The following is a 23,523-nucleotide window of genomic DNA, read 5'->3' as shown; positions in this document are numbered from 1 at the left end:
CCGCGTTGGTGGGGAATTTTCGGGCCACGAACGCTAGCAGGCAGAAGGTGTCGGCGTCGCCGGATTCGGAGGCACCGTTGGTGGCCCCATCGGGCAAGGGCTCAGCCGCGCGTGTAGTGCCGCACACCGTCCACTTCGGACATCTTCAGTTTCCCCTGGTGCGCCAGCAGGTCCAGGTGTGCCTTGGTCTCGGTCACCGCCAGCATCTGGTTGAACGGGTCGAGCTCGTCGAGCTTGCGCTGCCTGCGCGTCCAGCCCAGTTTCCGCGCCGACTCGTACGCCGTCGACGCGCCTTCGGAAAGCGTTTTCGCCACCTTGTCCAGCCGGTCTTCGTGGTGGGCCAGCAGCTCGTCGACCCGCGCGTGGACGCTGGGGGACACCGGGCCGTGCGCCGGGAGCATCCGGCGGTCGGGCATGCCGCGGACCAGCCGCAGCGAGTCGAGGAAGTCGCGCAGGGGCAGTTCCGCCGACGCCGGGTGGAACCCGATCGACGGCGTGATGTGCGGCAGGACGTGGTCGCCGGTGAACATCAGGCCCGCGGCGCCGTCGTCGAACACCACGTGGCCCGCGGTGTGTCCCGGCGTGTGCACGACGTCCAGCGCGCGGCCTTCCAGCACCGTGCGCCTGCCCGTCGTCAGCCACTCGTCGGGCATCTCCCAGATGTCCGCCTCGGTGTTGCGTGCGCCGCCGAAGAACTTCCGCAGTTCCGCCACCACCGGATCGGCGCCTGCCTGGTGCAGCTGCTCGATCTGCGCGTTGATCGGCGACCCGTCGGGCATGGCCGCGATTTCCAGCGACGTCCGCTCGTGCTCGCCCAGCGCGATCCGGTTGCCGAACTCGCGCCGCAGCACCACGGCCTGCGTGTAGTGGTCGCGGTGGACGTGGGTGACCAGGAAGCGGCTGACGTCACCGAGCCCGGCGCCGATGGCCTTGAGCGAGACCTCCAGCTGGTCCCGCGCCTCCTGCAGCGCCCAGCCCGAGTCGATCATCACCAGCTCGCTGCCGTCGGTGATCGCGTAGACGTTGACCGCGCGGAGCCCGTCGTTCGGCAGCGGCAGCGGGATCCGGTAGACGCCGGAGGCCACCTCGTAGATACCCGGCTCGGCCCACGGCCGTGTTGCGTCCTCGGCGACTGGTTCCACGCGACCTCAACGTCCCTTCCATCCCGGAAACATCCACTCTGAAACGCCCGGGGACGGATTGTCCACACAAAGGTGTTGAGACTCAGCTCACGTGTCGTGTCCGGCCTGTTTGAGGGCCGTGTCGACCGTCAGCGCGGCGGCCACGACCATGCTCGCCAGCGGGTCCGACAGGTGGTCGTGCACCTCGACCACGTAGTTGTCCGCCGTCGGAGCTCCATGGGCGACCTCCAGGCCGTCGGCGTCGGTGATCGAGAAGTCCCTCTCCGCGTGCAACTGGCCGACGGGGCGCCCGCGCGCGGTGAACGCGAACCGGATCCGGCCCGGCGTGCTCTCCCGGCTGATCTCGCCGATCGGAGTGCCGTCGGCCCGGGTGACGAGAAACCGGGAAGGCACCATTTTCGCGGGGCGCGTCACTTTCAGCACCACACTGCCCCCGGCATCGCGGACTTCGAACCGGGAGGTCAGAAACTGGTCGCAATTCGGAAACAGGTGCAAGGCTTTCCGCAGCAGGCCCCGGCCGATCTCCACGACGGCCCCCAGCCGGTCGCCGTGCTGGTCGAACACACCGAACTCGCGGCCGCTTCCGGCCGGTGTCGCCTTCCGGTCGACCACCAGCACCGGTTCGGTGAACAGCGTGCCGCCCCCGGTTCGCCGCGAATCCCTCGTCATGCATCCGAAGCGTAGCCAGGGAAAACGCCGTGCGGGAGCGGCGCGGCGAATTGCGGAGGAATGTCGGGATCTCCCCGGGTGGCGTTTTTCCCGATAAGCCTCGGAGGCAGGCCCCTGCCGCCTTCACCCCCTTCCCACGGCGGCGGCACAATGGCGGGCGTGACCGAACGAGCCTGGCCCGCCGGTGCCGCGACCGGTATCGGTTCCCTGCCGGGGACCGACGCGGAGGAAGCCGCCGCCGTCGTGTTCGGCGAGCTGCCCGAGTTCCCGCACCTGCCCGAGCTGCCCGCCCGCGGCGTCGGCGCGGACATCCTGGGCCGCACCGCCGCGTTCCTCGTCGACCTCGCGATCGAGGAGGTGCCCAGCGGCTACCGCGTCGCCGCGCACCCCGGCCGCGACCATCGCCACGCGGTCGACCTGCTGCGGTGGGACCTCGACGCCGTGCAGGAGGCCGCGGCGGGCGCGAAGGTGATCAAGACGCAGCTCGCCGGGCCGTGGACCTTCGCGGCCGGCGTCGAGCTGCCGCGCGGGCACCGCGTGCTCAGCGATCCCGGGGCGGTGCGGGACTTCACCGAGTCGCTGCTCGAAGGTCTCGCCGCGCACGTCGCCGAGCTGAAGGCCCGCACCGGCGCGGAGGTGGTGGTCCAGTTCGACGAACCCACCCTGCCGGATGTCCTCGCCGGAACGCTGTCCACTCCCTCGGGTTACGGCACCGTCGCCGCGGTGGGGGAACCGGAGGCGCGGGAGCTGTTGCAGCACACGATCGAGCGAGCCGAGAAGGTTACCGGTCACCCGGTCGTCGTGCACTGCTGTGCGCCGCGGCCGCCGTTCGGGTTGTTGCGCTCGGCCGGTGCCGGCGCGCTCTCGTTCGACGCGACGTCGCTCGGCGGCTCGCCCGCGAAGCTGCTCGACGAGCTCGGCGAGGCGTGGGACAGCGGGGTGGAGTTGTTCCTCGGCCTGGTGCCCGCGCTCGACCCGGGCCGTCCGGTGACGCTGCGCGAGGTCGCCGAGCCCGCGCTGCGGCTCGCCGACCGGCTGGGCTTCAACCGGTCCGTCCTCGCCGAACGCGCCGTGCCGACGCCGGCATGCGGCCTGGCGGGCAGCACCGCGAGCTGGCTGCGCCGGGCGCTGGCGCTCACGCGCGATGTCGGCAAAGCGTTCGTGGAGCCCCCGGAAGGCTGGTAGACATCCCGGATGCGATGGTTCCGCCGGTCCCGACGGGAAGACGACGTGCCCGACCCGCGCACGCCCTGGCCGGAGCAGGAGGTGCCCGCTGACGCGGACGCCGCCGCCGTCGCGTTCTGGCAGCGCTGGTTCGAGCTGCTGCCGGAGGTCAACGCGGCGCTCGGTGACCGCGAGCCCCAGCGCGTCGAGAACGAGCTGGCCTCCGCCGTCGCGCGGCTGCACCCGGAGCTGCACTTCTCACTCGAACGAGGGCAGCGGGCGATCTACGCGCTCGTGGTCAGCGGACAGGAGGACCCGGCGTTGCGGCCTTACACCGACGCGTGGCGCCGCGCCGCCCCGGAGGAGGACGCGATCTGGGAGTACCACGACTCGGTGCCACCGGTGCCGGACCCCACCGAGGTGACGGTGAACCTCGGCGGCCACCGCATCACGCTGGGCGACTTCCGCGTCGCGGCACGGGTCGAGGACGGCGCGGTGGACGTCGAGCTGTACCACCCGGAGCTGGCGGAGCTGGACGAGGCGGCGCGCTCGGCGCTGACCTTCCTGCCGCTGGACGCCACGCTGGGCGAGCGCCTCGCGGGCGAACGGTTACGCAGAGTGGAGGCCGTCGACTCCGAGCCCGCCGGTTCGATGTCGCTGCTGGAGCTTCGTGACCTGGTCCGGGGGCTGGACGGGGCGAACTGAGATTTTTGTCGGTGGTGCCCACTAGGCTTACCGGCTGTGAGTGAAGTTCCAGCAGAAGCCCAGGACGTGACCGAGGTGCCCGCCGACGTGCGGGAGCGGCACGGCGCGCTCGCGGACGAGGTCCGCGGTCACCAGTTCCGGTACTACGTGCTGGACTCGCCCACGATCTCCGACGGCCAGTTCGACGAGCTGCTGCGGCGGCTGCAGGAGCTGGAGGAGCAGTACCCGGGCCTGGCCACGCCCGACTCGCCGACGCAGAACGTGGGCGGCACGTTCTCCACCGAGTTCGCGGCGTACGACCACCTCGAACGCATGCTCAGCCTCGACAACGTGTTCGACCGCGACGAGATGTGCGCGTGGATGGAGCGCGTGGAGCGCGAGGTCGGCTCCACGCAGTACCTGGCCGAGCTGAAGATCGACGGGCTGGCCATCAACCTGCTGTACGAGCGGGGCAGGCTCACGCGCGCGCTCACCCGGGGGGACGGGCGCACGGGCGAGGACGTCACGCTGAACGTCCGCACGCTCGACCAGGTGCCGGACGAGCTGACGGGCACCGACGAGTTCCCGGTGCCCGCGGTCGTCGAGGTGCGCGGCGAGGTGTTCTTCCGGGTCGAGGACTTCCTGGAGCTCAACGCGAAGCTCGTCGAGGCGGGCAAGCCGCCGTTCGCCAACCCGCGCAACACGGCGGCGGGTTCGTTGCGGCAGAAGGATCCCCGCGTCACGCGCAGCCGCAGGCTCCGGCTCATCTGCCACGGGCTGGGCAAGCGGGAGGGCTTCGAGCCGCGGCGGCAGTCGGAGGCGTACGACGCGCTGACGGCGTGGGGCCTGCCGGTTTCCCCGCACACCAAGGTGTTCACCAGCTCGAAGGAGGTGCTCGACCACATCGACTACTGGGGTGAGCACCGGCACGACGCCGAGCACGAGATCGACGGCATCGTGATCAAGGTCGACCAGGTGTCGCTGCAGCGGCGGCTGGGCACCACGTCGCGCGCGCCGCGGTGGGCCATCGCGTACAAGTACCCGCCGGAGGAGGCGATCACGAAGCTGCTGGACATCCAGGTCAACGTGGGCCGCACCGGGCGCGTCACGCCGTTCGCGGTGATGGAGCCGGTGAAGGTGGCCGGGTCCACGGTCGGGATGGCCACGCTGCACAACGCCTCGGAGGTCAAGCGCAAGGGCGTCCTGATCGGTGACCGGGTGGTGATCCGCAAGGCGGGTGACGTGATCCCGGAGGTGCTCGGCCCGGTCGCCGACGCCCGCACGGGTGACGAGCGGGAGTTCGTCATGCCCACGCGCTGCCCGGAGTGCGGCACGCCGCTGGCGCACCAGAAGGAGGGTGACGTCGACATCCGCTGCCCGAACGCGCGGTCGTGCCCGGCGCAGCTGCGGGAGCGGTTGTTCCACCTGGCGGGGCGGGGTGCGTTCGACATCGAGGTGCTGGGCTACGAGGCGGCCACGGCGCTGCTGGAGTCCGGGGTGGTGGTCGACGAGGGCGACATCTTCGACCTCGACGAGGAGAAGCTGGAGCAGGTGGAGCTGTTCCGCACCAAGGCGGGCGGGTTGTCGGCCAACGCGCGGAAGCTGCTGGCCAACCTGGACACGGCGAAGGACCGTCCACTGTGGAAGGTGCTGGTGGCGTTGTCGATCCGGCACGTGGGCCCCACGGCGGCGCAGGCGCTGGCGCGGGAGTTCGGTTCGCTGGAGGCCATCGAGGAGGCGACGGAGGAGCAGCTGGCCGATGTCGACGGCGTGGGCCCCACCATCGCGGCGGCGGTGAAGGAGTGGTTCGCGGTCGACTGGCACCGCGAGGTGGTGGAGAAGTGGCGCCGCGCCGGGGTGCGGATGGCGGAGGAGCGGGACGAGTCGATCCCGCGGAACCTGGAGGGTCTGTCCATTGTGGTGACGGGCTCGCTGACGCGGTTCTCCCGGGACGAGGCCAAGGAGTCGATCATGTCGCGCGGCGGCAAGGCGGCGGGCTCGGTGTCGAAGAAGACGGCCTTCGTGGTGGTCGGCGACGCCCCCGGCTCGAAGTACGACAAGGCGGTGCAGCTGAAGGTCCCGGTCCTCGACGAGGACGGTTTCGAGGTGCTGCTCACGCAGGGCCCGGAAGCCGCGGCGGAGGTGGCCTTACCGGCAGGAGAGGAAGAAGCCGAGGCTGGTGAGTGAGGCATGGGTGAGTGAGATCGTCGTCCGCCCGGTGCGGCCGGAGGAACACGAAGCGGTCGGTGCGATGACGGTAGCCGCGTACCAGGCCGACGGTCTGCTGGTCGCGGATCCGGAGTACGTGCACGAACTGGCCGACGCCGCCCGCCGCGCCGAGCAGGGCGAACTACTGGTGGCGGTGAGCGACGAGGGCGAGTTGCTGGGTTCGGTCACGATCGTCCGCCCGGGCACCCCGTACTCCGAGATCTCCAGGGAGGGTGAGCTGGAGTTCCGGATGCTGTCCACCGCGCCGACGGCCCGAGGCCGCGGCGTCGGCGAGGCTTTGACCCGCGCGGTGCTGAACCGGGCGAGGGAGCTGGGTGCCTGCCGAGTGGTGCTGTCCAGCCTGGAAAGCATGACGACGGCCCACCGCCTGTACGACCGCCTGGGCTTCGAGCGCCTCCCCGAACGCGACTGGCAACCGGTCCCGAACGTCTGGCTGAGGGCCTACGCGGCAGAGCTCTGAACGACTGGAACGTAAGGCTCCCGTGCCGTCGAACCGTCCGCTGCACAAGACGGCGCATTGTTACTTGCTGCTCCGCGAGTCGCCCTCGCCCCCAGGCGCTCCAATGCCTGACACATCCCGCGCAGCCGTGCGCCGAGCGGTTCGACGGCGCCGCCCCGGCCTCGCCTGCTATTCCGCCGTCCCCAAGGCTCCGATGACCGACGTTGTCCTCGCGCACGATCCGCTCCGCCCGGTCGAGCGCCTCCCGCCCGCGCAGCCGTGCGCCGTCGCGGGGTTTTCGGCGGGATGGCCCGCAACATCACGGGCGCGGTCGCGAGGCGGTGAGCCAGCCATCGAGTGCTCTCGGTGCGCGTCGCCGATCACGCCGGTTAGGCCCGCGCGCCAGCACCGCGGCCTCGATCCCGTCAGGACGCCTCAGCCGTCGAGTACGACGGCGACAATGCCCGCGAAGTGGGCCAGCCGCGCGACCTCCGCGGCGCGGAACATCGGGCCGCCCGGTCGTCCGACCAGCAGCGCCCTGCCCGGTTTGCCCAGCGGGGTCGCCGCCAGCTCGGTGCCCAGCTCCTGCCAGGTCTCCGGCACCCAGTCGTCCTCGCCGTCGAGCACAGTGGCGCGCTCCAGCGGCAGCCACGGCAGGTGCGTGATCGGCACCTCGGGCGCCGCGCTGGACGACGCCAGCCGCTGCACGCCCTCCTCGGATCCGGTCACCACGATCGACCAGCCGGCGCGGATGATCCGCGGCACGCCCTCGACCAGGGTCTCCAGGCCCGACGCGGGCTGGGCCGCGATCTCCTCCACCAGCTCCAGCTCGCGGTGGGTGTCGAGCACGCCCGCGTAGGGGCGGACCGCATCGACCTCCACGCCGGGGATGCTCTCGGCGGCGGTGATGAGCGCGTCCGGCAGGCGGCCGGACGGCAGCTCGATGACCAGGTCGTCGATGGCGATGCCGCCGGTGCGCTCCACCACGTCCACGCTGAGGATGTCCGCCCCGATGGTGCCCAGCGCCGTGGCGACCGCCCCCAGGGTCCCGGGCGAGTCCGGGAGCTGCACCCGGATCAGGAAGGACAACGCGAACCCCTTTCGGGACTGGCGCCCCCGCCTTGCCCGGAAGCGCACACCGGCCGCTGATTGTGACAGACCCAGTGTCCTCCCGGGAGTTGCTGTCCGCGTACCGAGACCGTTCCGCATGCGAGCTGGCACAACCCAGTCGAAGCGCCCGGGGCGGCCGCCATAGACTTGCGGGTGCCGAAACCCCTACCCAGCACACTCCGGGAGTAGCCCGCGTGCCCAATATTTCCCGTGCCGAGGTCGCGCATCTCGCCAAGCTCGCACACCTGGCGGTCACCGACGACGAGCTCGACGTCTTCGCAGGTCAGCTCGACCAGATCCTGGACTCGGTCGCCAAGGTGCAGGAGGTCGCGGGTGGCGACATCCCGCCCACCTCGCACGCCGTGCCGCTGACCAACGTCTTCCGCGACGACGTCGTGCGCCCCGGGCTGACGCAGCAGCAGGCGCTGCAGGGCGCGCCGGCCGCCGAAGAGGGCCGCTTCCGGGTGCCGCGGATCCTGGGGGAGGAACAGTGACCGATCTGACAAAGTTCACCGCCGCCGAGCTGGCCGAGAAGATCGCCGCCCGCGAGGTCTCGTCCGTCGAGGTGACGCAGGCGCACCTGGACCGCATCGGCCAGGTCGACGACTTCGTGCACGCGTTCCTGCACGTCGACGCCGAGGGCGCGCTCGCCGCCGCGAAGGCCGTCGACGAGGCGCCGGAGCGGGCGTCCGCGCTCGCCGGCGTGCCGCTCGCGCTCAAGGACGTGCTCACCACCAAGGACATGCCCACCACCGTCGGGTCGAAGACCCTGGAGGGCTGGATCCCGCCGTACGACGCCACCGTCACGCGGCGGCTGCGCGAGGCCGGCGTGCCGATCCTCGGCAAGACCAACATGGACGAGTTCGCGATGGGCTCGTCCACCGAGAACTCCGCGTACGGCCCCACCCACAACCCGTGGGACCACGCGCGCATCCCCGGTGGCTCGGGCGGTGGCTCGGCGGCTTCGCTGGCCGCGTTCGAGGCGCCGCTCGCGATCGGCACCGACACCGGTGGCTCGATCCGCCAGCCCGGCGCCGTCACCGGCACGGTCGGCGTGAAGCCCACGTACGGCGGGGTCTCCCGCTACGGGCTGGTCGCCTTCTCGTCCTCGCTCGACCAGGCCGGCCCGTGCGCCCGCACGGTGCTGGACGCGGCGCTGCTGCACGAGGTCATCGCCGGGTACGACCCGCTCGACTCCACCTCGATCGACGCGCCGGTGCCGCCGGTGGTGGCCGCCGCCCGCGAGGGCCTGCACGGCGACCTCAAGGGCGTCAAGGTCGGCGTGGTGCGGGAGTTCAGCGGCGACGGCTACCAGGCCGGGGTGCAGCGCTCCTTCGAGGCCGCCGTCGACCAGCTGCGCGCGCTCGGCGCGGAGGTCGTCGAGGTCTCCTGCCCGCACTTCGTGTACGCGCTGCCCGCGTACTACCTGATCGCGCCGAGCGAGTGCTCGTCGAACCTCGCCCGGTTCGACGCGATGCGCTACGGCCTGCGCGTCGCCGACGACGGCACGCACAGCGCCGAAGAGGTCATGTCGCTCACCCGCGAGGCCGGGTTCGGCCCCGAGGTCAAGCGCCGCATCATGCTCGGCACGTACGCGCTGTCCTCGGGCTACTACGACGCCTACTACGGCTCGGCCCAGAAGGTGCGCACGCTCATCACGCGCGACTTCGACGCCGCGTTCGAGCGGGTCGACGTGCTGGTCTCGCCGACGACGCCCACCACGGCGTTCAAGATCGGGGAGCGGGTCGACGACCCGATGGCCATGTACCTCGCCGACCTGTGCACGATTCCCGCCAACCTCGCGGGCAACGCCGCGATGAGCGTCCCCAGTGGACTGTCCGATGAGGACGGACTGCCGGTGGGCCTGCAGATCATGGCGCCCGCGCTCGCCGACGACCGGTTGTACCGGGTCGGCGCGGCCTACGAGGTCGCGCGCGGCGATTTCCTCGACCGGCTTCCGGAGCTGAAGGGGGTTTCGGCGTGACTGCTGTCGCCGACCTGATGGACTACGCCGAGGTCGTGGAGCGCTACGACCCGGTGCTGGGGCTCGAGGTGCACGTCGAGCTCAACACCAACACGAAGATGTTCTGCGGCTGCGCCAACGAGTTCGGCGGCGAGCCCAACACCCACGTCTGCCCGACGTGCCTCGGCCTGCCCGGCGCGCTGCCCGTGCTCAACGGCAAGGGCGTCGAGTCGGCCATCCGGATCGGCCTCGCGCTCAACTGCGAGATCGCGGAGTGGTGCCGGTTCGCGCGGAAGAACTACTTCTACCCGGACATGCCGAAGAACTTCCAGACGTCGCAGTACGACGAGCCGATCGCGTTCAACGGCTACCTCGACGTGACCCTCGACGACGGCGAGGTCGTGCGCGTCGAGATCGAGCGCGCGCACATGGAGGAGGACACCGGCAAGTCGCTGCACGTCGGTGGCGCGACCGGTCGGATCCACGGCGCGGACTACTCGCTGCTGGACTACAACCGCGCCGGTGTGCCGCTGATCGAGATCGTCACTAAGCCGATCACCGGCACGGGTTCGCGTGCCCCGGAGGTGGCGCGGGCGTACGTCAGCACGCTGCGGGACCTGCTGCGCGCGCTGGACGTGTCGGACGTGCGGATGGACCAGGGCTCGCTGCGGTGCGACGCGAACGTGTCGCTCATGCCTCGCGGTGCCACGGAATTCGGCACGCGGACGGAGACGAAGAACGTCAACTCGCTGCGCAGCGTCGAGCGCGCGGTGCGGTACGAGATGACGCGCCAGGCGGCGGTGCTCGCCGACGGCGGCAAGATCAAGCAGGAGACGCGGCACTTCCAGGAGGCCGACGGCACCACGTCGTCCGGGCGCACCAAGGAGACCGCGGAGGACTACCGGTACTTCCCGGAGCCCGACCTGGTGCCGATCGCGCCGTCGCGCGAATGGGTGGAGCAGCTGCGCGCGACGCTGCCGGAGTTGCCGTCCGAGCGGCGCAAGCGGATCCAGGCCGAGTGGTCGCTGTCCGACGAGGCGCTGCGTGACCTGCTGAACGTCGGTGCGGTCGACCTCGTCGCGGCGACCGTCGAGGCCGGTGCGTCGCCGAACGAGGCGCGTGGTTGGTGGGTCAGCACGCTGGCGCAGGAGGCGAACAGCCGCGGGGTCGAGCTGGCCGACCTGCCGATCACGCCGAAGCAGGTGGCCGAGGTCATCGCGCTGGTGTCGTCCGGTGAGCTGACGAACAAGCTGGCCAAGGAGGTCGTCCAGGGCGTGCTCGCCGGCGAGGGTGAGCCGCGTGAGGTCGTGGAGAAGCGGGGCCTGAAGGTCGTCTCGGACGACTCGGCCCTGCTGGCGGCGGTCGACGAGGCACTGGCGGCGCAGCCGGACATCGCGGACAAGATCCGGGGCGGCAAGGTCCAGGCGGCGGGCGCGATCGTCGGCGCGGTCATGAAGGCGACGAAGGGCCAGGCCGACGCCAAACGCGTGCGAGAGCTGATCATCGAGCGGGTCGGCGCCTGACGGTGGCTCGCGGTACGAAGCCCGGCGGAGCCTCACGCGGCGTTTTCCGGCGCCGCGGCGAGGCTCCGGCGGGTGGCGGGGCTTCGGGCGGTGCGTCCGGGCGTCGTGGCGAGGCTTCGGCGGGTGACGGCGGGGCTTCGCGGAGTGCGTCCGGGCGCCGCGGCGAGGCTTCGGCGGGTGGTGGCGGGGCTTCGCGCGGTGCGTCCGGGCGTCTTGGCGGGGTTTCGGGCGCTGCATCCGGGCGCCGCGGCGAGGTTTCGGCGAGTTTTGCGTTCTCCCGGGTGTCGTGGCGGGAGTGGGTGGCGCTCGCGGCGGGACTCGTCGCGATCGGTGCGCTGTTCCTGCCGTGGACGAACCTGTCCGCGACGCAGCAGGACGTCGAGGACGCGCTGAACGACCTGCCGTCGGGCGAGGTCGCGCGGAACGCCTTCACCACCGGGTTCCTCGCGTGGTCCGGCCCGGTGCTGCTCGCACTGGCCGGGGTGGTCGTCGTGGTGCTGGGGCAGCGGCCGAAGGTGCGGATCAGCGGGCTGCCGCACCTGTGGCTGATCGGCGCGGCGGTGGCGCTGGTGCTGATGGTGCTGGCGTGGCTGGGCATCGGCTGGCAGTTCGACGAGGACGCCAGGGAACTGCTGGAGGCCGGTGGCGTCGGATTCTACGGCGGCGTGGGGCGGTACCTGGGGATGGTCTGCGGGGTTGTGTCGGTGGTCGCGGCGGGGTTGGACGTGCGGGCCTTGCGGCGGAGGTAGCCGCTTTGAACACACCCGACTTGCCCACCGGCTAGGCATCTCTTGATCTTTGGAGCCGCGCTGGCGCGCGTGAAAAGACGCGCTGCGCGCGTGGGTGGTGGTTGCGTCGGGTGGGGACTTGACCGGGCGTGGCCGCCCTCGTGGGGTGGCCCTCTCCGCCCCGATCGCCGATCGTTTAACGGTTGACTCGCCGCGTCAAGGGCGCCTCAGTGGTGGGGTGTTGGTGCCGTCGTGTGGCGGTTAGGGTCTGGTCCTCGGTTGCGTGGTGACTCTCAAGGGCGCTGTCACCTGCGTGTTGGTGGTTGGCTTGGCGAAGAATTGTCCAGCGTGGCCGGGGTCCCGGGCCGGCTGGGCGTGACTTGATAGAAGCGTGGACGAGACGCCATCCATCAACTCGACTGAGGTGTGTCCGTCCAGCCTGGCCCGGGGTGCATGCCTGCCCTGGAGTGGAAGGACACGCGAGAACCATGGTGGTCATTGGGATTGATCCGCACAAGCACACCCATACCGCGGTCGCGGTGGACGAGGTGGGTCGCAAGCTCGGTCAGGTGACGGTGGCGGCTGACGAGGCCGGGGTGTTGCGGTTGTGGGTGTGGGCCGGGCGGTTCGGGCAGCGGCGGTGGGCGGTGGAAGACGGGCGTGCGGTGGCGGGTCGTCTGGTGCGCACGCTGATCGGGATGGGGTCGGCGGTGGTGTGGGTACCGCCCAAGCTGATGGTCGCGTGCCGGGCCAGTGCCCGCACCCGGGGCAAGTCCGACCCGATCGACGCGCTCGCGATCGCCCGGGCCGCGCTGCGTGAACCGCGTTTGCCTGCGGCGAGGTTGGATCAGGTCGCGTTGGACCTGCGGTTGCTGATCGACCGGCGGGAGACGGTGGTGGCGGCCCGCACCGCCGCGATCTGCCGGCTGCGCTGGCACCTGCATGACCTGGCACCCGGGCTGGACGAGGGGACGCGGACACTGACCGGGCGCCGCCGCCAGCACGCCCTCACCGGGATGGTTGCGGCCCTGCCCGCCAGTGTCCGCCGCGACATCGCCTTGGACCTGCTGGCCGACATCACCCGGCTGACCGAGCAGATCCTGATACTCGAGCGACGCCTGAGCGAGCTGGTCACCCCGATCGCACCCACCCTGATGGCGATCGTGGGAATCAACGTCCTCGCCGCGGCCAAACTGATCGGGGAAGTCGCCGACATCACCCGTTTCCGCAGCCCCGCCGCGTTCGCCATGCACACCGGCACCGCACCCATCCCGGTCTGGTCCTCCAACACACCCCAATACCGGCTCAACCGCGGCGGGAACCGGCAACTCAACACCTGCCTGCACCGCATCGCCCTCATCCAGCTCATCCACCACCCACCCGCCCAGCAATTCCGAGACCGCTGGACCCAGCAACACCCCCACGCCACCAAAAAAGCCGCCATCCGCGCCCTCAAACGCCACCTCACCAACGTCATCTACCACGCACTACAAACCGACCACCACCACTTGACATAGAAGCTTCTTCGGCGTCGCTTCGCGATCGCTGCGCGACCCTTGACACGGCGAGCCAACCGCTAATGACGGCTTTGTATCGGGGACGGGGGAGGACCGGGCGGAGGGATTGCCCGGTTCCGTTTTCGTTGCGGGGTGGCGGGTTTGTTCGTGGAGTGCTCACCTTCGGCCTCGCTCATAGCCCCTAACCTCGCGCCTCCGCCTCCCTTGCCGCCTGCTCCAGCCGGTCCCGATAGCCCTCCCACCACTGACGGTCGCCTTCTGGGAGGTTGTCGCGGTCTGGCCTCAAACCCGCTGCGCCGTCGATCAACTCGCGCACTATGTCGGCGTGGCCGGCGTGTCTGTGGGTCTCCGTCGCCACGTGGACCAGGAGCCGGTGCAGGCTCGGCTCCCTGCGCTCCGGCGGCCACCACGGGACCAGGCCCTTCGCGTCCAACGCCAACATCTCAATGGTCTCGTCGGCGTGTGTCCACACGCGCCGGTACAAGTCGATCAGTTCTGAGCGGGACTCGTCCGGCCTTGCCCACATGTCGGAGTTCGGTTCGGCGTCCTCGGCCATCCAGGGGATGGGCTCACCGAACGGGCGCCCGAAGACGTCTCCGAAGTATCCCGCCTCGACGCCCGCCAGGTGCTTCACCAAACCCAGCAGGTTGGTGCCCGTGGGCGTCATCGGGCGGCGCGCGTCGTACTCGGACAGGCCGTCCAGCTTCCACAACACGGCGTCACGCCCGGACTGCAGGTAGCCGCGCAGTTCGGCCTTCGCATCAGACATACCGAAATGCTCCCACCCACCACCGACAAAAACTCAGTCCTTGCCGCTGCCGCCGCTGGGATTCGGCTGCAACTGGATGATCACGACCCGATCGTCGCTGGACACCGGCCGGCCGCCGTCCTTGTTGACCGTGCCCACGAACGCGTACTGGGTGCTCAGCGGGTCCATTCCGCCGTAGCGCCCGTACCCGCTCCCGTCCGTCCCGTCCATGATCGCCTTCGGCTGGCCGCCCACCGAACCGTCCAGTGTGATCGGCACCTGCTGGACGTTGCCCGCCACCGAGGTGCCGATCATCAGCGACTCACCGGCGTCCGCGCAGCCCGCCAGGCCCGGCTTGTCCGGCCACGTCCACGCCGGAGCCGCCAGCGAAGTACCCGCCGTCACCCGATAGACGACGTCCGCCGCGTCGCCGTGGTCGGTCACCCACAGCCTGCTGCCGTCCGCCGCCTTGCACAGGCCGCCGGGGGAGCGCAGCCCGCTCGCGTACACCCGCGAGCCCGGCGTGGGATTGCCCGGCGCCGCGTTGCCGGACGTGTCGATGCGCAGGATCTTGCCCGCCAGCGAACCGGGATCCGCCGCCGCGGACGGGTTGCCCGCGTCACCCGTCGCGACGAGCAGCGCGCCCTTGCCGTCCGTGGTCAGGGCGCCGCGGTTGCCGGTCGCGCCCTTCGGGATGCCCGTCAGGATGGGCTTCGCCTGCTGGCCCTTCGTGAACCGGACCACCCGGTTGTCCGTCGCCGTCGTGATGTACGCGAAGACGAGCTGGTCCTCGGAGTACGTCGGCGACAGCGCGAGACCCGTCAGCCCGCCGTCCCCGGCCGCGACCACGTCCAGCTTGATCAGCTCGGCCGCCGGCGCGCCACTCGCGACCTGCAGCACCCGGCCGCTCTTGCGCTCCCCGGCCAGCGCGGCGGGCGCGGAGTCGGTACCGGGCAGGGCCGCGACCGCGGACACCGTGTCCAGGCACGTCGCGATCACGGCCTTGTCGAAGTCGGTGCAGCCCTGCGGCGGCGGGACCGACGTGCGCGGCGCGCTCGGCTGCGTGGTGCCGTCGCTCCCGGAACTGCCGTCCATCTCCGGCAGTTGCGGCTGCGGCCCGGCCGGCGCGCTCAGCTCCGGGGCCGGTTCGAACGTCTGGCCCGCGGCGCGGTCGTCGAAGCTCGCACAGCCCGCGAGCACGACGCCGCAGGCCGCGACCAGCCACGGAGCCCGTCCCCACCGAATGCGCATAGACCTCAAGCCTAGGTGGATCTCCGTGAGCCACCGGTAAGCGGCCCGGTGAGTTCGGGTGCCGGGGCGGAAAACGAGCACGGAAAGTATTCACTCGATCGGGGGTAGTGCTCTACTCTGCGCGGCGTGACGAGCTCCAAGGATGACTACGGCCGCCGGAACTACTTCGAGGACTCCGGCTACTTCGAGGCCGCGGACGACGACACGAAGTTGTCCGAGCCCGAGGACCGCCTCGGTGCCGAGGACGGCCGGTCGCCCCAGTGGCACAGCGGGCTGAGCTTCGGGCTGCTGATCCTGCGGCTGGTGCTGGGCGGCACGCTGGGCGTCCACGGCCTGCAGAAGGTGTTCGGCCTGTTCGACGGGCCCGGGATCGGTGACTTCTCGCAGATCCTGGGTGACCAGGGGTACACGAGCCAGACGACGCTGCTGTCGTGGCTGGGCGGGGTCACGGAGATCGCCGGCGGCGCGCTGCTGGTGCTGGGCCTGTTCACGCCGGCCGCGGCGGCCGCGCTGCTCGCCGTGACGGCGAACGCCGTGTACCTCAAGCACCGCGCGGGCTTCTTCCTCGGCGACGGCAACGGGTTCGAGTACCACCTGGTACTCGCCGGGCTGGCGCTCGCGCTGCTGTTCACCGGGCCCGGCGGGATCTCGGTGGACACGAACACGCCGTGGCGCCGCAGGCCGTTGCCGTTCGGGATCGTCGGGCTGGTGCTCGCCGCCGGGGCCGTCGTCGCGGTGACGCTGCTGTTCCGGCGTTAACGGGCGAGCGTCGGCGCGCTCCGCACCCAGCGCGGCTCGTCGAGGGCGCCCAGGATGAACCGCGCGAGGTCGGCGCGGGGAATCTCCCGCCCACCCGCGGGCGTGGCACCGTCCCCGACGCGGTAGTCGCCGGTGGGCTCGTCGTCGGTGATCCGGGCCGGGCGGACGGACGTCCAGTCCAGCGTGCTTTCCCGCAGGATCGACTCCATCTCCCGCATGTCGCCGTACAGCTCGTTCAGCAGGGTGCGCGCGACCACGCGGTACCACAGCGCGAACGCCGGGTCGTCGTGCCGGACACCGGCGGACGACAGCACGACCAGGCGGGACACCCCGGCTTCCGGCAGTGCGGCGGTGAAGGTCCGCGCCGCCCCGGAGTACAGCCCGGCCGCCTTGCGCCCGGCCGGGCCGATCGCCGACACGACCGCGTCGTGCCCCTTCGCCGCCGCGCGAACGCTCTCCACGTCGAGGACATCGGCCCGCACCACCTCGCACGGCAGGTCCCGGGGCCGCCGCACCGCCGCGGTCACCTCGTGCCCGGCGCGAAGCGCTTCCTCGACGACGACCTGTCCCGTGCGCCCCGCGGCGCCGAAGACCAGAATCCGGCTCATCCCGCCACTGTAGACAAAAAAGCTCCCCGCCCTTCCGGGGAAGAGCGGGGAGCTTTCGTGCGGGAAACGTCAGCGGTTCACGTCGCGCACCGCGCCGGTGTCGGCGGAGGTCGCCATGCGGGCGTAGGCACGCAGGGCCGCCGTGACCGGGCGCTGCCTGTCCTTCGGCTGCCACGGGCGCTCGCTCGCGTCCATCTTCGCGCGGCGCTCGGCCAGCACCTCGTCGTCCACGAGCAGCTCCAGCTTCCGCTCGTGCACGTCGATCAGGATCTGGTCGCCGTTCTCCACCAAACCGATCACGCCGCCCGACGCGGCTTCCGGCGAGATGTGCCCCACCGAGATGCCCGACGAGCCACCGGAGAACCGGCCGTCGGTGATCAGCGCGCACTTCTTGCCGAGACCCGAGCCCTTGAGGAACGCCGTCGGGTGCAGCATCTCCTGCATCCCCGGGCCGCCCGCGGGACCCTCGTAGCGGATCACGAGCACCTCACCGGGCTGGATCTTCTTGCCCAGGATCGCCGAGACGGCTTCCTCCTGGCTCTCCAGCACGTGCGCGGGACCCTGGAACCGCCACAGCGACTCCTCGATGCCCGCGGCCTTGATCACCGCGCCGTTCTCGGCCAGGTTGCCGCGCAGGATCGCCAGCCCGCCGTCCTTCGTGTACGCGTGCGCGAGGTCCCGGATGCACCCGCCCTCGGCGTCGGTGTCCAAAGAGGACCACCGGTTCTCCGTCGAGAACGCCTCGGTGGTGCGGACTCCGCCCGGCGCGGCGTGGAACAGCTCGATCGCCTCCGGCGCGGGCGACTCGGCGCGGATGTCCCACTTCGACAGCCACTCGTCCAGCGAGGGTGAGTGGACCGCGGTGACATTCTCGTTCAGCAGCCCGCCGCGGTACAGCTCGCCGAGGATCGCGGGGATGCCACCGGCCCGGTGCACGTCCTCCATGTGGTAGTCGGAGTTCGGCGCCACCTTCGACAGGCACGGCACGCGACGGCCGATCGCGTCGATGTCCGCGATCGTGAAGTCGACTTCGCCCTCCTGCGCGGCGGCGAGGATGTGCAGCACGGTGTTGGTGGAGCCGCCCATGGCCATGTCGAGCGCCATCGCGTTCTCGAACGCGGCCTTGGTCGCGATGTTCCGCGGCAGCACGCTCTCGTCGTCCTGCTCGTACCAGCGTTTCGCCAGCTCGACGACGGTGCGCCCGGCGCCGGAGAACAGCGCGCGGCGCGCGGCGTGCGTGGCCAGCGTGGACCCGTTGCCCGGCAGGGACAGGCCCAGCGCCTCGGTGAGGCAGTTCATCGAGTTCGCGGTGAACATGCCCGAGCAGGAGCCGCACGTGGGGCACGCGGAGCGCTCCACAATGGACAGCCCGTCCTCGTCGACCTCCGGGCTGGCCGAGGCCGAGATCGCGGTGATCAGGTCGGTGGGCGCCTGCGCGACCCCGCCGACGACGACGGCCTTGCCGGCCTCCATCGGCCCGCCGGACACGAACACCGTCGGGATGTTGAGCCGCATCGCGGCGTTGAGCATGCCCGGCGTGATCTTGTCGCAGTTGGAGATGCACACCAGCGCGTCGGCCTGGTGCGCGTTCACCATGTACTCCACGGAGTCCGCGATGATCTCGCGCGAGGGCAGCGAGTAGAGCATGCCGCTGTGCCCCATCGCGATCCCGTCGTCCACCGCGATCGTGTGGAACTCGCGGGCCACGCCACCGGCCTCGGCCACGGCCTCGGCGACGATCTCGCCGAGGTTCTTGAGGTGTACGTGGCCCGGCACGAACTGGGTGTAGGAGTTGGCGATCGCCACGATCGGCTTACCGAAGTCGCTGTCGGTCATGCCGGTGGCCCGCCACAGGGAACGGGCGCCCGCGGCGTTGCGGCCGTGGGTGGTGGTTCGGGAGCGCAGAGCAGGCATGGCACCGAGGTTACGCCCGTCCGGATCACTCCCCGCACGCGGCGGCTCAAGGACGGCGAATTCCGGCGCAGTGGTGACCGGAATGTGGGAAACCGCAGATCACCAGCCCTTCTCCAGTGCCGGTAATCGGCGTAACCCGGCGCAACACGAGCCGATACGCAGCGGAAATACGGCCTTGGCAGCTTTCGCTCAACTCGAGCGAAGGGATCGGAAATGGGCCTCGCTGACAATCCGCAGATGGAGGACTACTCCCTGCGGTACACCCCGGCGGCGTTCCGCAAGTGGTCGCCCTGGATGGTGTTCCTCTCCTGCCTCGTGGGCATTTCCGCGATGGCGGGCTACGCGCTCGACGCCGCGTTCGTCGACGCCTTCGGCTTCGCGAACGCGCTCGTCGGCTTCCTCGTCGCGGCCGCGGTGACATTGCCGCTCACACTGGTGATCGCGTTCGCCATCGCCCGCAAGCACGTCGACATCGACCTGCTCACCCGCGGCTCCGGCTTCGGCTACCTCGGTTCGACGCTGACGTCGCTGGTGTACGCGACCTACACGCTGATCTTCCTGGCGTACGAGGGCGCGATCATGGCGCAGGCGGTCACCGCGCTGACGCGGCTGGACATCCACCTGTCCTACGTCGTGGTGTCCGCGGTGATGATCCCGCTGACGCTGTACGGGATGTCGTTCAGCGCGAAGTTCCAGGCGTGGACCTGGCCGATCTGGATCGCGCTGATCGGACTGGCGCTGGGCACCGCGGCGACGGCGCCGGACGCCGGGCACAACATGGTGCACCCGACGACCGTCTCGCCCACCGGCCTGGCCGGGCTCACCGTGCTCGCCGTGTTCACCATCGCCGCCGCGCAACTGTCACTCGCCACCCAGGTGGGGGAGCAGGGCGACTACCTGCGGCTGATGCCCGACCCGTCGACGGGGAACCGGCACCGCTGGCGGCTCGCGGTGATCATGGGCGGGCCCGGCTTCGCGCTGTTCGCCGTGGGCATCTTCTTCGCCTCGACGCTGCTGGTCGGTTACGCCTCGACGAAGGTCGACGCCGCGCACGTCGGGATCCCGGTGGACCTGTTCACCGCGGTGTACGAGCGGCTGACCGGCAACCACACGGTCGCGCTGGTCCTCGCCGGACTCCTGGTGCTGCTGTCCCAGGTCAAGATCAACATCATGAACACCTACTCGGGCTCGCTGTCGTGGTCGAACTTCTTCTCGCGGCTGCTGCACCGCCACCCCGGCCGTGCCGCGTGGGTGTTCCTGCAGGTCGGGCTGTCGCTGGTGCTCATGGAGATCGGCATCTTCGACCACATCGTCGAGGTGCTCGCCTGGTACTCCAACGTCGGCGTCGCCTGGATCGGCGCGATGGTGGCGGACCTGGTGATCAACAAGAAGTGGCTCGGGCTCGCGCCGCCGGACCTCGTGTTCCACCGGGCGCACCTCTACAACGTCAACCCGGTCGGCTTCGGCTCGATGATCGTCGCCGGCGCGGTCTCGATGGTCGCCTACTACGGGGCCTTCGGTGCCACGGCCGCCGCACTGTCGCCGTTCATCGCGTTGGCGGTGGCGATTGTCCTCCCGCCGATCATCGCATTGTCGACAAGAGGACGTTGGTACATCGCGCGGTTGTCCGAGCTGCCGGAGAACGACGGTGAGCTGCCGTGCTCGGTCTGCGGCGGCGACTACGACGTGATCGACATGGCCACCTGCCCGCACCACGGCGGCACGATCTGCTCGCTCTGCTGCTCCACCGAGGGTGCGTGCCACGACGCCTGCAAGCCCAACGCCTGGCGGCCGCCCAGTGGCGCCACGCCGCTCGGCATGCCGAAGTTCGCTCCCCCTCAGGAAGAAGCACCCGCACTGGAGGTCGCGTGATGCAGGCCATGATCGTCGTCGAGGTGATGCGGGACTGCGGTTTCGCCACCGCTGCCGAGTTCGCCGGAACGCCGGTGGCCGCATGATCACGTGTAACAGCGAGGTCATCCACCGGAGACCGCCGGGCAATGCCCGCTCCTTAGCGTCCCGGAGGATGAAACCCGTATCGCAGCAGCGGGTACACGACGTGCGCCGGCTGCGGGACATGTTGCGCGCGGCGGTCCAGGGCGGTCACTACCCGGACGGCCACCTGCCCAGCGAGGCCGAGCTGATGGCGTCGCACCAGGCGTCGCGCGCGACGGTCCGCCAGGCGCTCACGCTGTTGCGGGCCGAAGGGCTCATCGAGCGCACGCAGGGCATCGGCACGCACACGGCCGTCAAGCCGGTGAAGACGTCACTGCCGGAGGCACACGGGGTGATCAAGCCGTCGCGGGACAGCCTGCTGAACCAGCGGATGCGGCCCCGCGAGCTGGACCGCTCGGTCGTGCCCGCGCCGCCGACGGCAGCCGAGCGGCTCGGGGTCGCTCCCGGCACGCCGTGCCTGCGGCTGGAGTACGTGGCGCTGCACGACGAGGAACCGATCGCCGTGGCCACGAACTACGTGCTGTTCCCGGAAGCCGGGCAACTGCTGGGCACCCCGTTCGTCTCCGACTGGTACCGGTTGCTCGACGACGCCAGGGTCGAGCTGTCGGACTCCGAGTTCATCTTCGACTGCGAGCTGGCCGACGCACTGCTGGCGTCGGTGCTCGGGATCCGCGAGGGCGCGCCGCTGATCCTCATGGAGCAGCTGATCTACGCCCCCGACGGCCGCCCCTTCGACCTGGCCTTCATCCACACGCGCGGCGAGCGCTTCCGCTTCGTCTCCCGCGGCACCAAGGAGCTGTCATGACCGAGTTCCCCCAGACCCTCACCGACGCCGCGAAGGCGCTGCGCGACGGCACTGTCACCTCGGTGGCGCTGACCGAAGCCGCGATCGCCACGGCCGACGCGCACGACGACGCTCTCGGCACGTACCTCGCCCGCTTCGACGAGTACGCGCTGGAGCGCGCCGCAGCCGCGGACGCCGAGCTGGCGAGCGGCGTCGACCGTGGTCCGCTGCACGGAATTCCCTTTGGCGTCAAGGACATCCTGGCGATGGCCGAGGGTCCGACGACCGCGCAGAGCCTGGTCCTCGACCGCAGCTGGGGCGCGGACAAGGACGCGCCGGCGGTCGCGCGGGTGAAGGCCGCGGGCGCGGTGATCACCGGCAAGACCACGACGATGGAGTTCGCGTGCGGCATGCCCGACGCGACGAAGCCGTTCCCGGTCCCGCGCAACCCGTGGGACCCCGAGACCTGGCCCGGCGGCTCCAGCTCCGGCACCGGCAGCGGGGTCGCGGCGGGGATGTTCCTCGCCGGGCTGGGCACCGACACGGCGGGCAGCATCCGCATCCCGGCGGCGTTCTGCGGGGTGAGCGGGCTGATGCCCACGTTCGGCCGGGTGCCGAAGTCCGGGTGCGTCCCGCTCGGCTACAGCCTCGACCACATCGGCCCGCTGGCCCGCAGCGCGAAGGACTGCGCGGCGGTGCTCGAAGTGCTGGCGGGCCTGGACCCGAGCGACCCGGACTGCGTGGACGCGCCGTTCGCCGCGCCCGAGTTCACCGGCGACCTCACCGGGATGCGGATCGGCGTCGTGCGTGAGCACCACTTCCCGGCCGACAGCGATCCGGCGCTGGAAAGCACCTTCGATGCCGCGATCGCGGTGCTCGCCGAGCAGGGCGCGACGCTCGTGGAGGTCACGCTGCCGTACTGGCACGAGATGGTCACCGCGGACATGATCACGATGGGTTGCGAGGCGCTGGCCTACCACCGCACCGACCTCGCGAGCCGCTGGGAGGACTACTTCGTCGCCACCCGGGCGATGATGGCGGTCGGCGCGATGGTCTCCGGCGCGGACTACGTGCAGGCGCAACGGGTCCGGCGCGTGGCGCAGGACGCGATCGGGCGGCTGTTCGAGACCGTCGACGTGATCGTGTGCCCGACGACTTCGGTGGGGGCGCCGAAGTTCGGGGAGATCACGGGGCCGGGCGGGCAGACCGACGTCGACCGGCTGTTCTCGATGATCCACACGCCGTACTGGGACACCGTCGGCAACCCCGTGCTCGCCGTGCCGATGGGCTTCACCGCCGCCGGGCTGCCGCTTTCGCTGCAGCTGGCCGGTCCCGCGTTCGGCGAGGCCGCGATCCTGCGGGCCGGGGACGCCTTCCAGCAGAGCACCGACTGGCACCTGCGGGTGCCCCAGCCCGCCGTCCGCACCGCCGCCTGAGGAGAGACATGACCGAGGTACTGAAGAACCTGCTCGCCGCCGCCCGGCTGCCGGCCTCCGAAGCGGAGACCGCGGCTTACGTGACCGCCTACGAGGCGCACCGGACCGCCGTGGACGCGCTCTACGCCGTTCCGGCCGCGCGCTACGCCGACCCGGCGCTGCGTTTCCGCGCGGCCGGGCGGATCGAGGACTGGGCTACTCCGCCGACGAACCCGGCGATTCCGGAGGCTCCGGCTCCGCGGGCGTGACGATCTCCTCGACGAGGCCCGTCGGGTCCTTGAGCCTGCCGTTGGACACCAGCGCCAGCACCGGCAGGTGGCGCGTGCGCACCGACGGCAGCGGGATCTTGCTGTCGTCGGCGAGCACCGCGCTCACCTTGGCCTTCTTGGAGATCGACAGCCCTTTCAGCGCGTCCCAGGGCAGCTCGCGGTGCCCGAACATCGTCCACACCGCGAGCCCCTGCGGCGTGGCGACCGTCCTGGTGCGCACGACGTACACGATCAGCGCCAGCGGAACGACGTACAGCGCCCACAATCCGGGAACGTCCGCGAACGCCGTGGGCGCCAGGCACACCATCAGGCCGAAGATCGCGAGCAGTGCGATCAGCGGGACGCGGAACGTCGCCTTCCGGCGCTTGACCGGCTGCGGCGGGTCGGCTGTTTCGGGCACCCCGAAATGGTGCACCGCCCGGGAAGGGCTTCGGAAGGCAGGGCCTCCAACGGTAGGAGTGCCCAGTATCCGGGATCACGATCTCGCAGAGTTGACACTTCTCGCAACGACCCGTTAACGTCGGAGGCGTGATCCCGCAGACCGGTCTTGTACTTTCCAAGCGCGTCGACGCTTAGGAACCACCCGCTGCGTCGACGCGCGACCCTCGTACGACCTCCCTGGTCGGCGGG

Annotated in this window: 22 protein-coding genes; 14 read left to right on the top strand and 8 right to left on the bottom strand. The window is 70.8% G+C overall.

Annotation, left to right across the window (positions count from 1 at the left end; translation table 11 throughout):
* Positions 1-101: 101 nt before the first annotated feature.
* Together FHX82_RS15670 and FHX82_RS15665 are read right to left on the bottom strand one after the other, a co-directional pair.
* Positions 102-1,142 carry an MBL fold metallo-hydrolase gene (locus FHX82_RS15670; protein WP_145938889.1) on the bottom strand — a complete coding sequence of 347 codons (1,041 nt, stop codon included), beginning with the start codon at positions 1,140-1,142 and terminating at the stop codon, positions 102-104.
* A gap of 87 nt (positions 1,143-1,229) precedes the next feature.
* Positions 1,230-1,760 carry an LURP-one-related/scramblase family protein gene (locus tag FHX82_RS15665; RefSeq protein WP_311733320.1) on the bottom strand — a complete coding sequence of 177 codons (531 nt, stop codon included), beginning with the start codon at positions 1,758-1,760 and terminating at the stop codon, positions 1,230-1,232.
* Between the two features lie 210 nt (positions 1,761-1,970).
* On the opposite strand from FHX82_RS15665, the gene FHX82_RS15660 reads away from it, so the two are divergent.
* Genes FHX82_RS15660 through FHX82_RS15645 form a run of 4 tightly spaced genes read left to right on the top strand, consistent with a single transcriptional unit; the run spans position 1,971 to position 6,348 of the window.
* On the top strand, positions 1,971-2,996 hold the full coding sequence (locus FHX82_RS15660) for a methionine synthase (RefSeq protein ID WP_145938891.1): 1,026 nt from the start codon (positions 1,971-1,973) through the stop codon (positions 2,994-2,996).
* Positions 2,997-3,005: 9 nt separating this feature from the next.
* Complete coding sequence (locus FHX82_RS15655; RefSeq protein ID WP_145938892.1) at positions 3,006-3,680, top strand: hypothetical protein; 675 nt, start codon at positions 3,006-3,008, stop codon at positions 3,678-3,680.
* A gap of 36 nt (positions 3,681-3,716) precedes the next feature.
* The gene (gene ligA, locus FHX82_RS15650) at positions 3,717-5,846 is read left to right on the top strand and encodes an NAD-dependent DNA ligase LigA (RefSeq protein WP_145938893.1); all 2,130 of its coding nucleotides are present in this window, start codon (positions 3,717-3,719) and stop codon (positions 5,844-5,846) included.
* 7 nt (positions 5,847-5,853) lie between these two features.
* Positions 5,854-6,348 (top strand): GNAT family N-acetyltransferase, encoded by a 495-nt coding sequence (locus tag FHX82_RS15645; RefSeq protein ID WP_145938894.1) that lies wholly within the window; start codon positions 5,854-5,856, stop codon positions 6,346-6,348.
* A 414-nt stretch (positions 6,349-6,762) separates the two neighbouring features.
* Here FHX82_RS15645 and FHX82_RS15640 read toward each other — a convergent pair whose 3' ends face one another.
* Entirely contained in the window at positions 6,763-7,416 is a 654-nt protein-coding gene (locus FHX82_RS15640) for an ACT domain-containing protein (protein WP_145938895.1), read from the bottom strand.
* Positions 7,417-7,631: 215 nt separating this feature from the next.
* Here FHX82_RS15640 and gatC point away from each other — a divergent pair, with 215 nt between their 5' ends.
* From gatC to FHX82_RS15615, 5 genes are all read left to right on the top strand, one after another.
* Positions 7,632-7,931 carry an Asp-tRNA(Asn)/Glu-tRNA(Gln) amidotransferase subunit GatC gene (gatC, locus tag FHX82_RS15635; protein ID WP_145938896.1) on the top strand — a complete coding sequence of 100 codons (300 nt, stop codon included), beginning with the start codon at positions 7,632-7,634 and terminating at the stop codon, positions 7,929-7,931.
* Positions 7,928-9,421: an Asp-tRNA(Asn)/Glu-tRNA(Gln) amidotransferase subunit GatA gene (gene gatA / locus FHX82_RS15630; protein WP_145938897.1), complete on the top strand. Its 1,494-nt coding sequence runs from the start codon at positions 7,928-7,930 to the stop codon at positions 9,419-9,421. The genes gatC and gatA overlap by 4 nt, the downstream gene beginning before the upstream one ends.
* The gene (gatB, locus tag FHX82_RS15625; protein WP_145938898.1) at positions 9,418-10,923 is read left to right on the top strand and encodes an Asp-tRNA(Asn)/Glu-tRNA(Gln) amidotransferase subunit GatB; all 1,506 of its coding nucleotides are present in this window, start codon (positions 9,418-9,420) and stop codon (positions 10,921-10,923) included. The genes gatA and gatB overlap by 4 nt, the downstream gene beginning before the upstream one ends.
* A 281-nt stretch (positions 10,924-11,204) precedes the next feature.
* Positions 11,205-11,672, top strand: a complete 468-nt coding sequence (locus FHX82_RS15620; RefSeq protein ID WP_145938899.1) for a hypothetical protein — start codon at positions 11,205-11,207, stop codon at positions 11,670-11,672.
* Positions 11,673-12,139: 467 nt separating this feature from the next.
* Positions 12,140-13,168 carry an IS110 family RNA-guided transposase gene (locus FHX82_RS15615; protein ID WP_145939377.1) on the top strand — a complete coding sequence of 343 codons (1,029 nt, stop codon included), beginning with the start codon at positions 12,140-12,142 and terminating at the stop codon, positions 13,166-13,168.
* A 181-nt stretch (positions 13,169-13,349) separates the two neighbouring features.
* Here FHX82_RS15615 and FHX82_RS15610 read toward each other — a convergent pair whose 3' ends face one another.
* Both FHX82_RS15610 and FHX82_RS15605 read right to left on the bottom strand, forming a co-directional pair.
* The gene (locus FHX82_RS15610; protein ID WP_145939265.1) at positions 13,350-13,937 is read right to left on the bottom strand and encodes a DinB family protein; all 588 of its coding nucleotides are present in this window, start codon (positions 13,935-13,937) and stop codon (positions 13,350-13,352) included.
* Positions 13,938-13,970: 33 nt separating this feature from the next.
* Positions 13,971-15,167 (bottom strand): PQQ-dependent sugar dehydrogenase, encoded by a 1,197-nt coding sequence (locus FHX82_RS15605; protein WP_145939264.1) that lies wholly within the window; start codon positions 15,165-15,167, stop codon positions 13,971-13,973.
* A 126-nt stretch (positions 15,168-15,293) separates the two neighbouring features.
* Between FHX82_RS15605 and FHX82_RS15600 the strand changes: the two genes are divergently transcribed.
* Positions 15,294-15,926: a DoxX family protein gene (locus tag FHX82_RS15600; RefSeq protein WP_145939263.1), complete on the top strand. Its 633-nt coding sequence runs from the start codon at positions 15,294-15,296 to the stop codon at positions 15,924-15,926.
* On the opposite strand, the gene FHX82_RS15595 is transcribed toward FHX82_RS15600, so the two are convergent.
* Both FHX82_RS15595 and ilvD read right to left on the bottom strand, forming a co-directional pair.
* Entirely contained in the window at positions 15,923-16,534 is a 612-nt protein-coding gene (locus FHX82_RS15595; protein WP_145939262.1) for an NAD(P)-dependent oxidoreductase, read from the bottom strand. The genes FHX82_RS15600 and FHX82_RS15595 overlap by 4 nt on opposite strands.
* Before the next feature lie 69 nt (positions 16,535-16,603).
* Positions 16,604-18,448, bottom strand: coding sequence for a dihydroxy-acid dehydratase (gene ilvD, locus FHX82_RS15590; protein ID WP_145939261.1), 1,845 nt, complete (start codon positions 18,446-18,448; stop codon positions 16,604-16,606).
* A gap of 237 nt (positions 18,449-18,685) precedes the next feature.
* Between ilvD and FHX82_RS15585 the strand changes: the two genes are divergently transcribed.
* The 4 genes from FHX82_RS15585 to FHX82_RS15570 all read left to right on the top strand — a co-directional run bounded on the left by FHX82_RS15585 (position 18,686) and on the right by FHX82_RS15570 (position 22,872).
* Entirely contained in the window at positions 18,686-20,320 is a 1,635-nt protein-coding gene (locus FHX82_RS15585) for a purine-cytosine permease family protein (protein WP_229880935.1), read from the top strand.
* Between the two features lie 154 nt (positions 20,321-20,474).
* Positions 20,475-21,209 (top strand): GntR family transcriptional regulator, encoded by a 735-nt coding sequence (locus tag FHX82_RS15580; protein WP_229880934.1) that lies wholly within the window; start codon positions 20,475-20,477, stop codon positions 21,207-21,209.
* A complete protein-coding gene (locus FHX82_RS15575; protein WP_145939259.1) occupies positions 21,206-22,624 on the top strand; it encodes an amidase in 1,419 nt (472 codons plus the stop codon). Before FHX82_RS15580 ends, FHX82_RS15575 begins: the two co-directional genes overlap by 4 nt.
* A gap of 8 nt (positions 22,625-22,632) precedes the next feature.
* A complete protein-coding gene (locus FHX82_RS15570) occupies positions 22,633-22,872 on the top strand; it encodes a hypothetical protein (RefSeq protein WP_145939258.1) in 240 nt (79 codons plus the stop codon).
* Here FHX82_RS15570 and FHX82_RS15565 read toward each other — a convergent pair.
* Positions 22,820-23,293 (bottom strand): PH domain-containing protein, encoded by a 474-nt coding sequence (locus tag FHX82_RS15565; RefSeq protein ID WP_229880932.1) that lies wholly within the window; start codon positions 23,291-23,293, stop codon positions 22,820-22,822. The two genes, FHX82_RS15570 and FHX82_RS15565, sit on opposite strands and share 53 nt — an antisense overlap.
* Positions 23,294-23,523: the final 230 nt, after the last annotated feature.

The organism is Amycolatopsis bartoniae, from assembly GCF_014191255.1.
In the GTDB taxonomy this organism is placed as follows: domain Bacteria; phylum Actinomycetota; class Actinomycetes; order Mycobacteriales; family Pseudonocardiaceae; genus Amycolatopsis_E; species Amycolatopsis_E bartoniae.
Note: the sequence above shows the minus strand (reverse complement) of the source record. Positions and strands in the feature narration are given on the sequence as shown.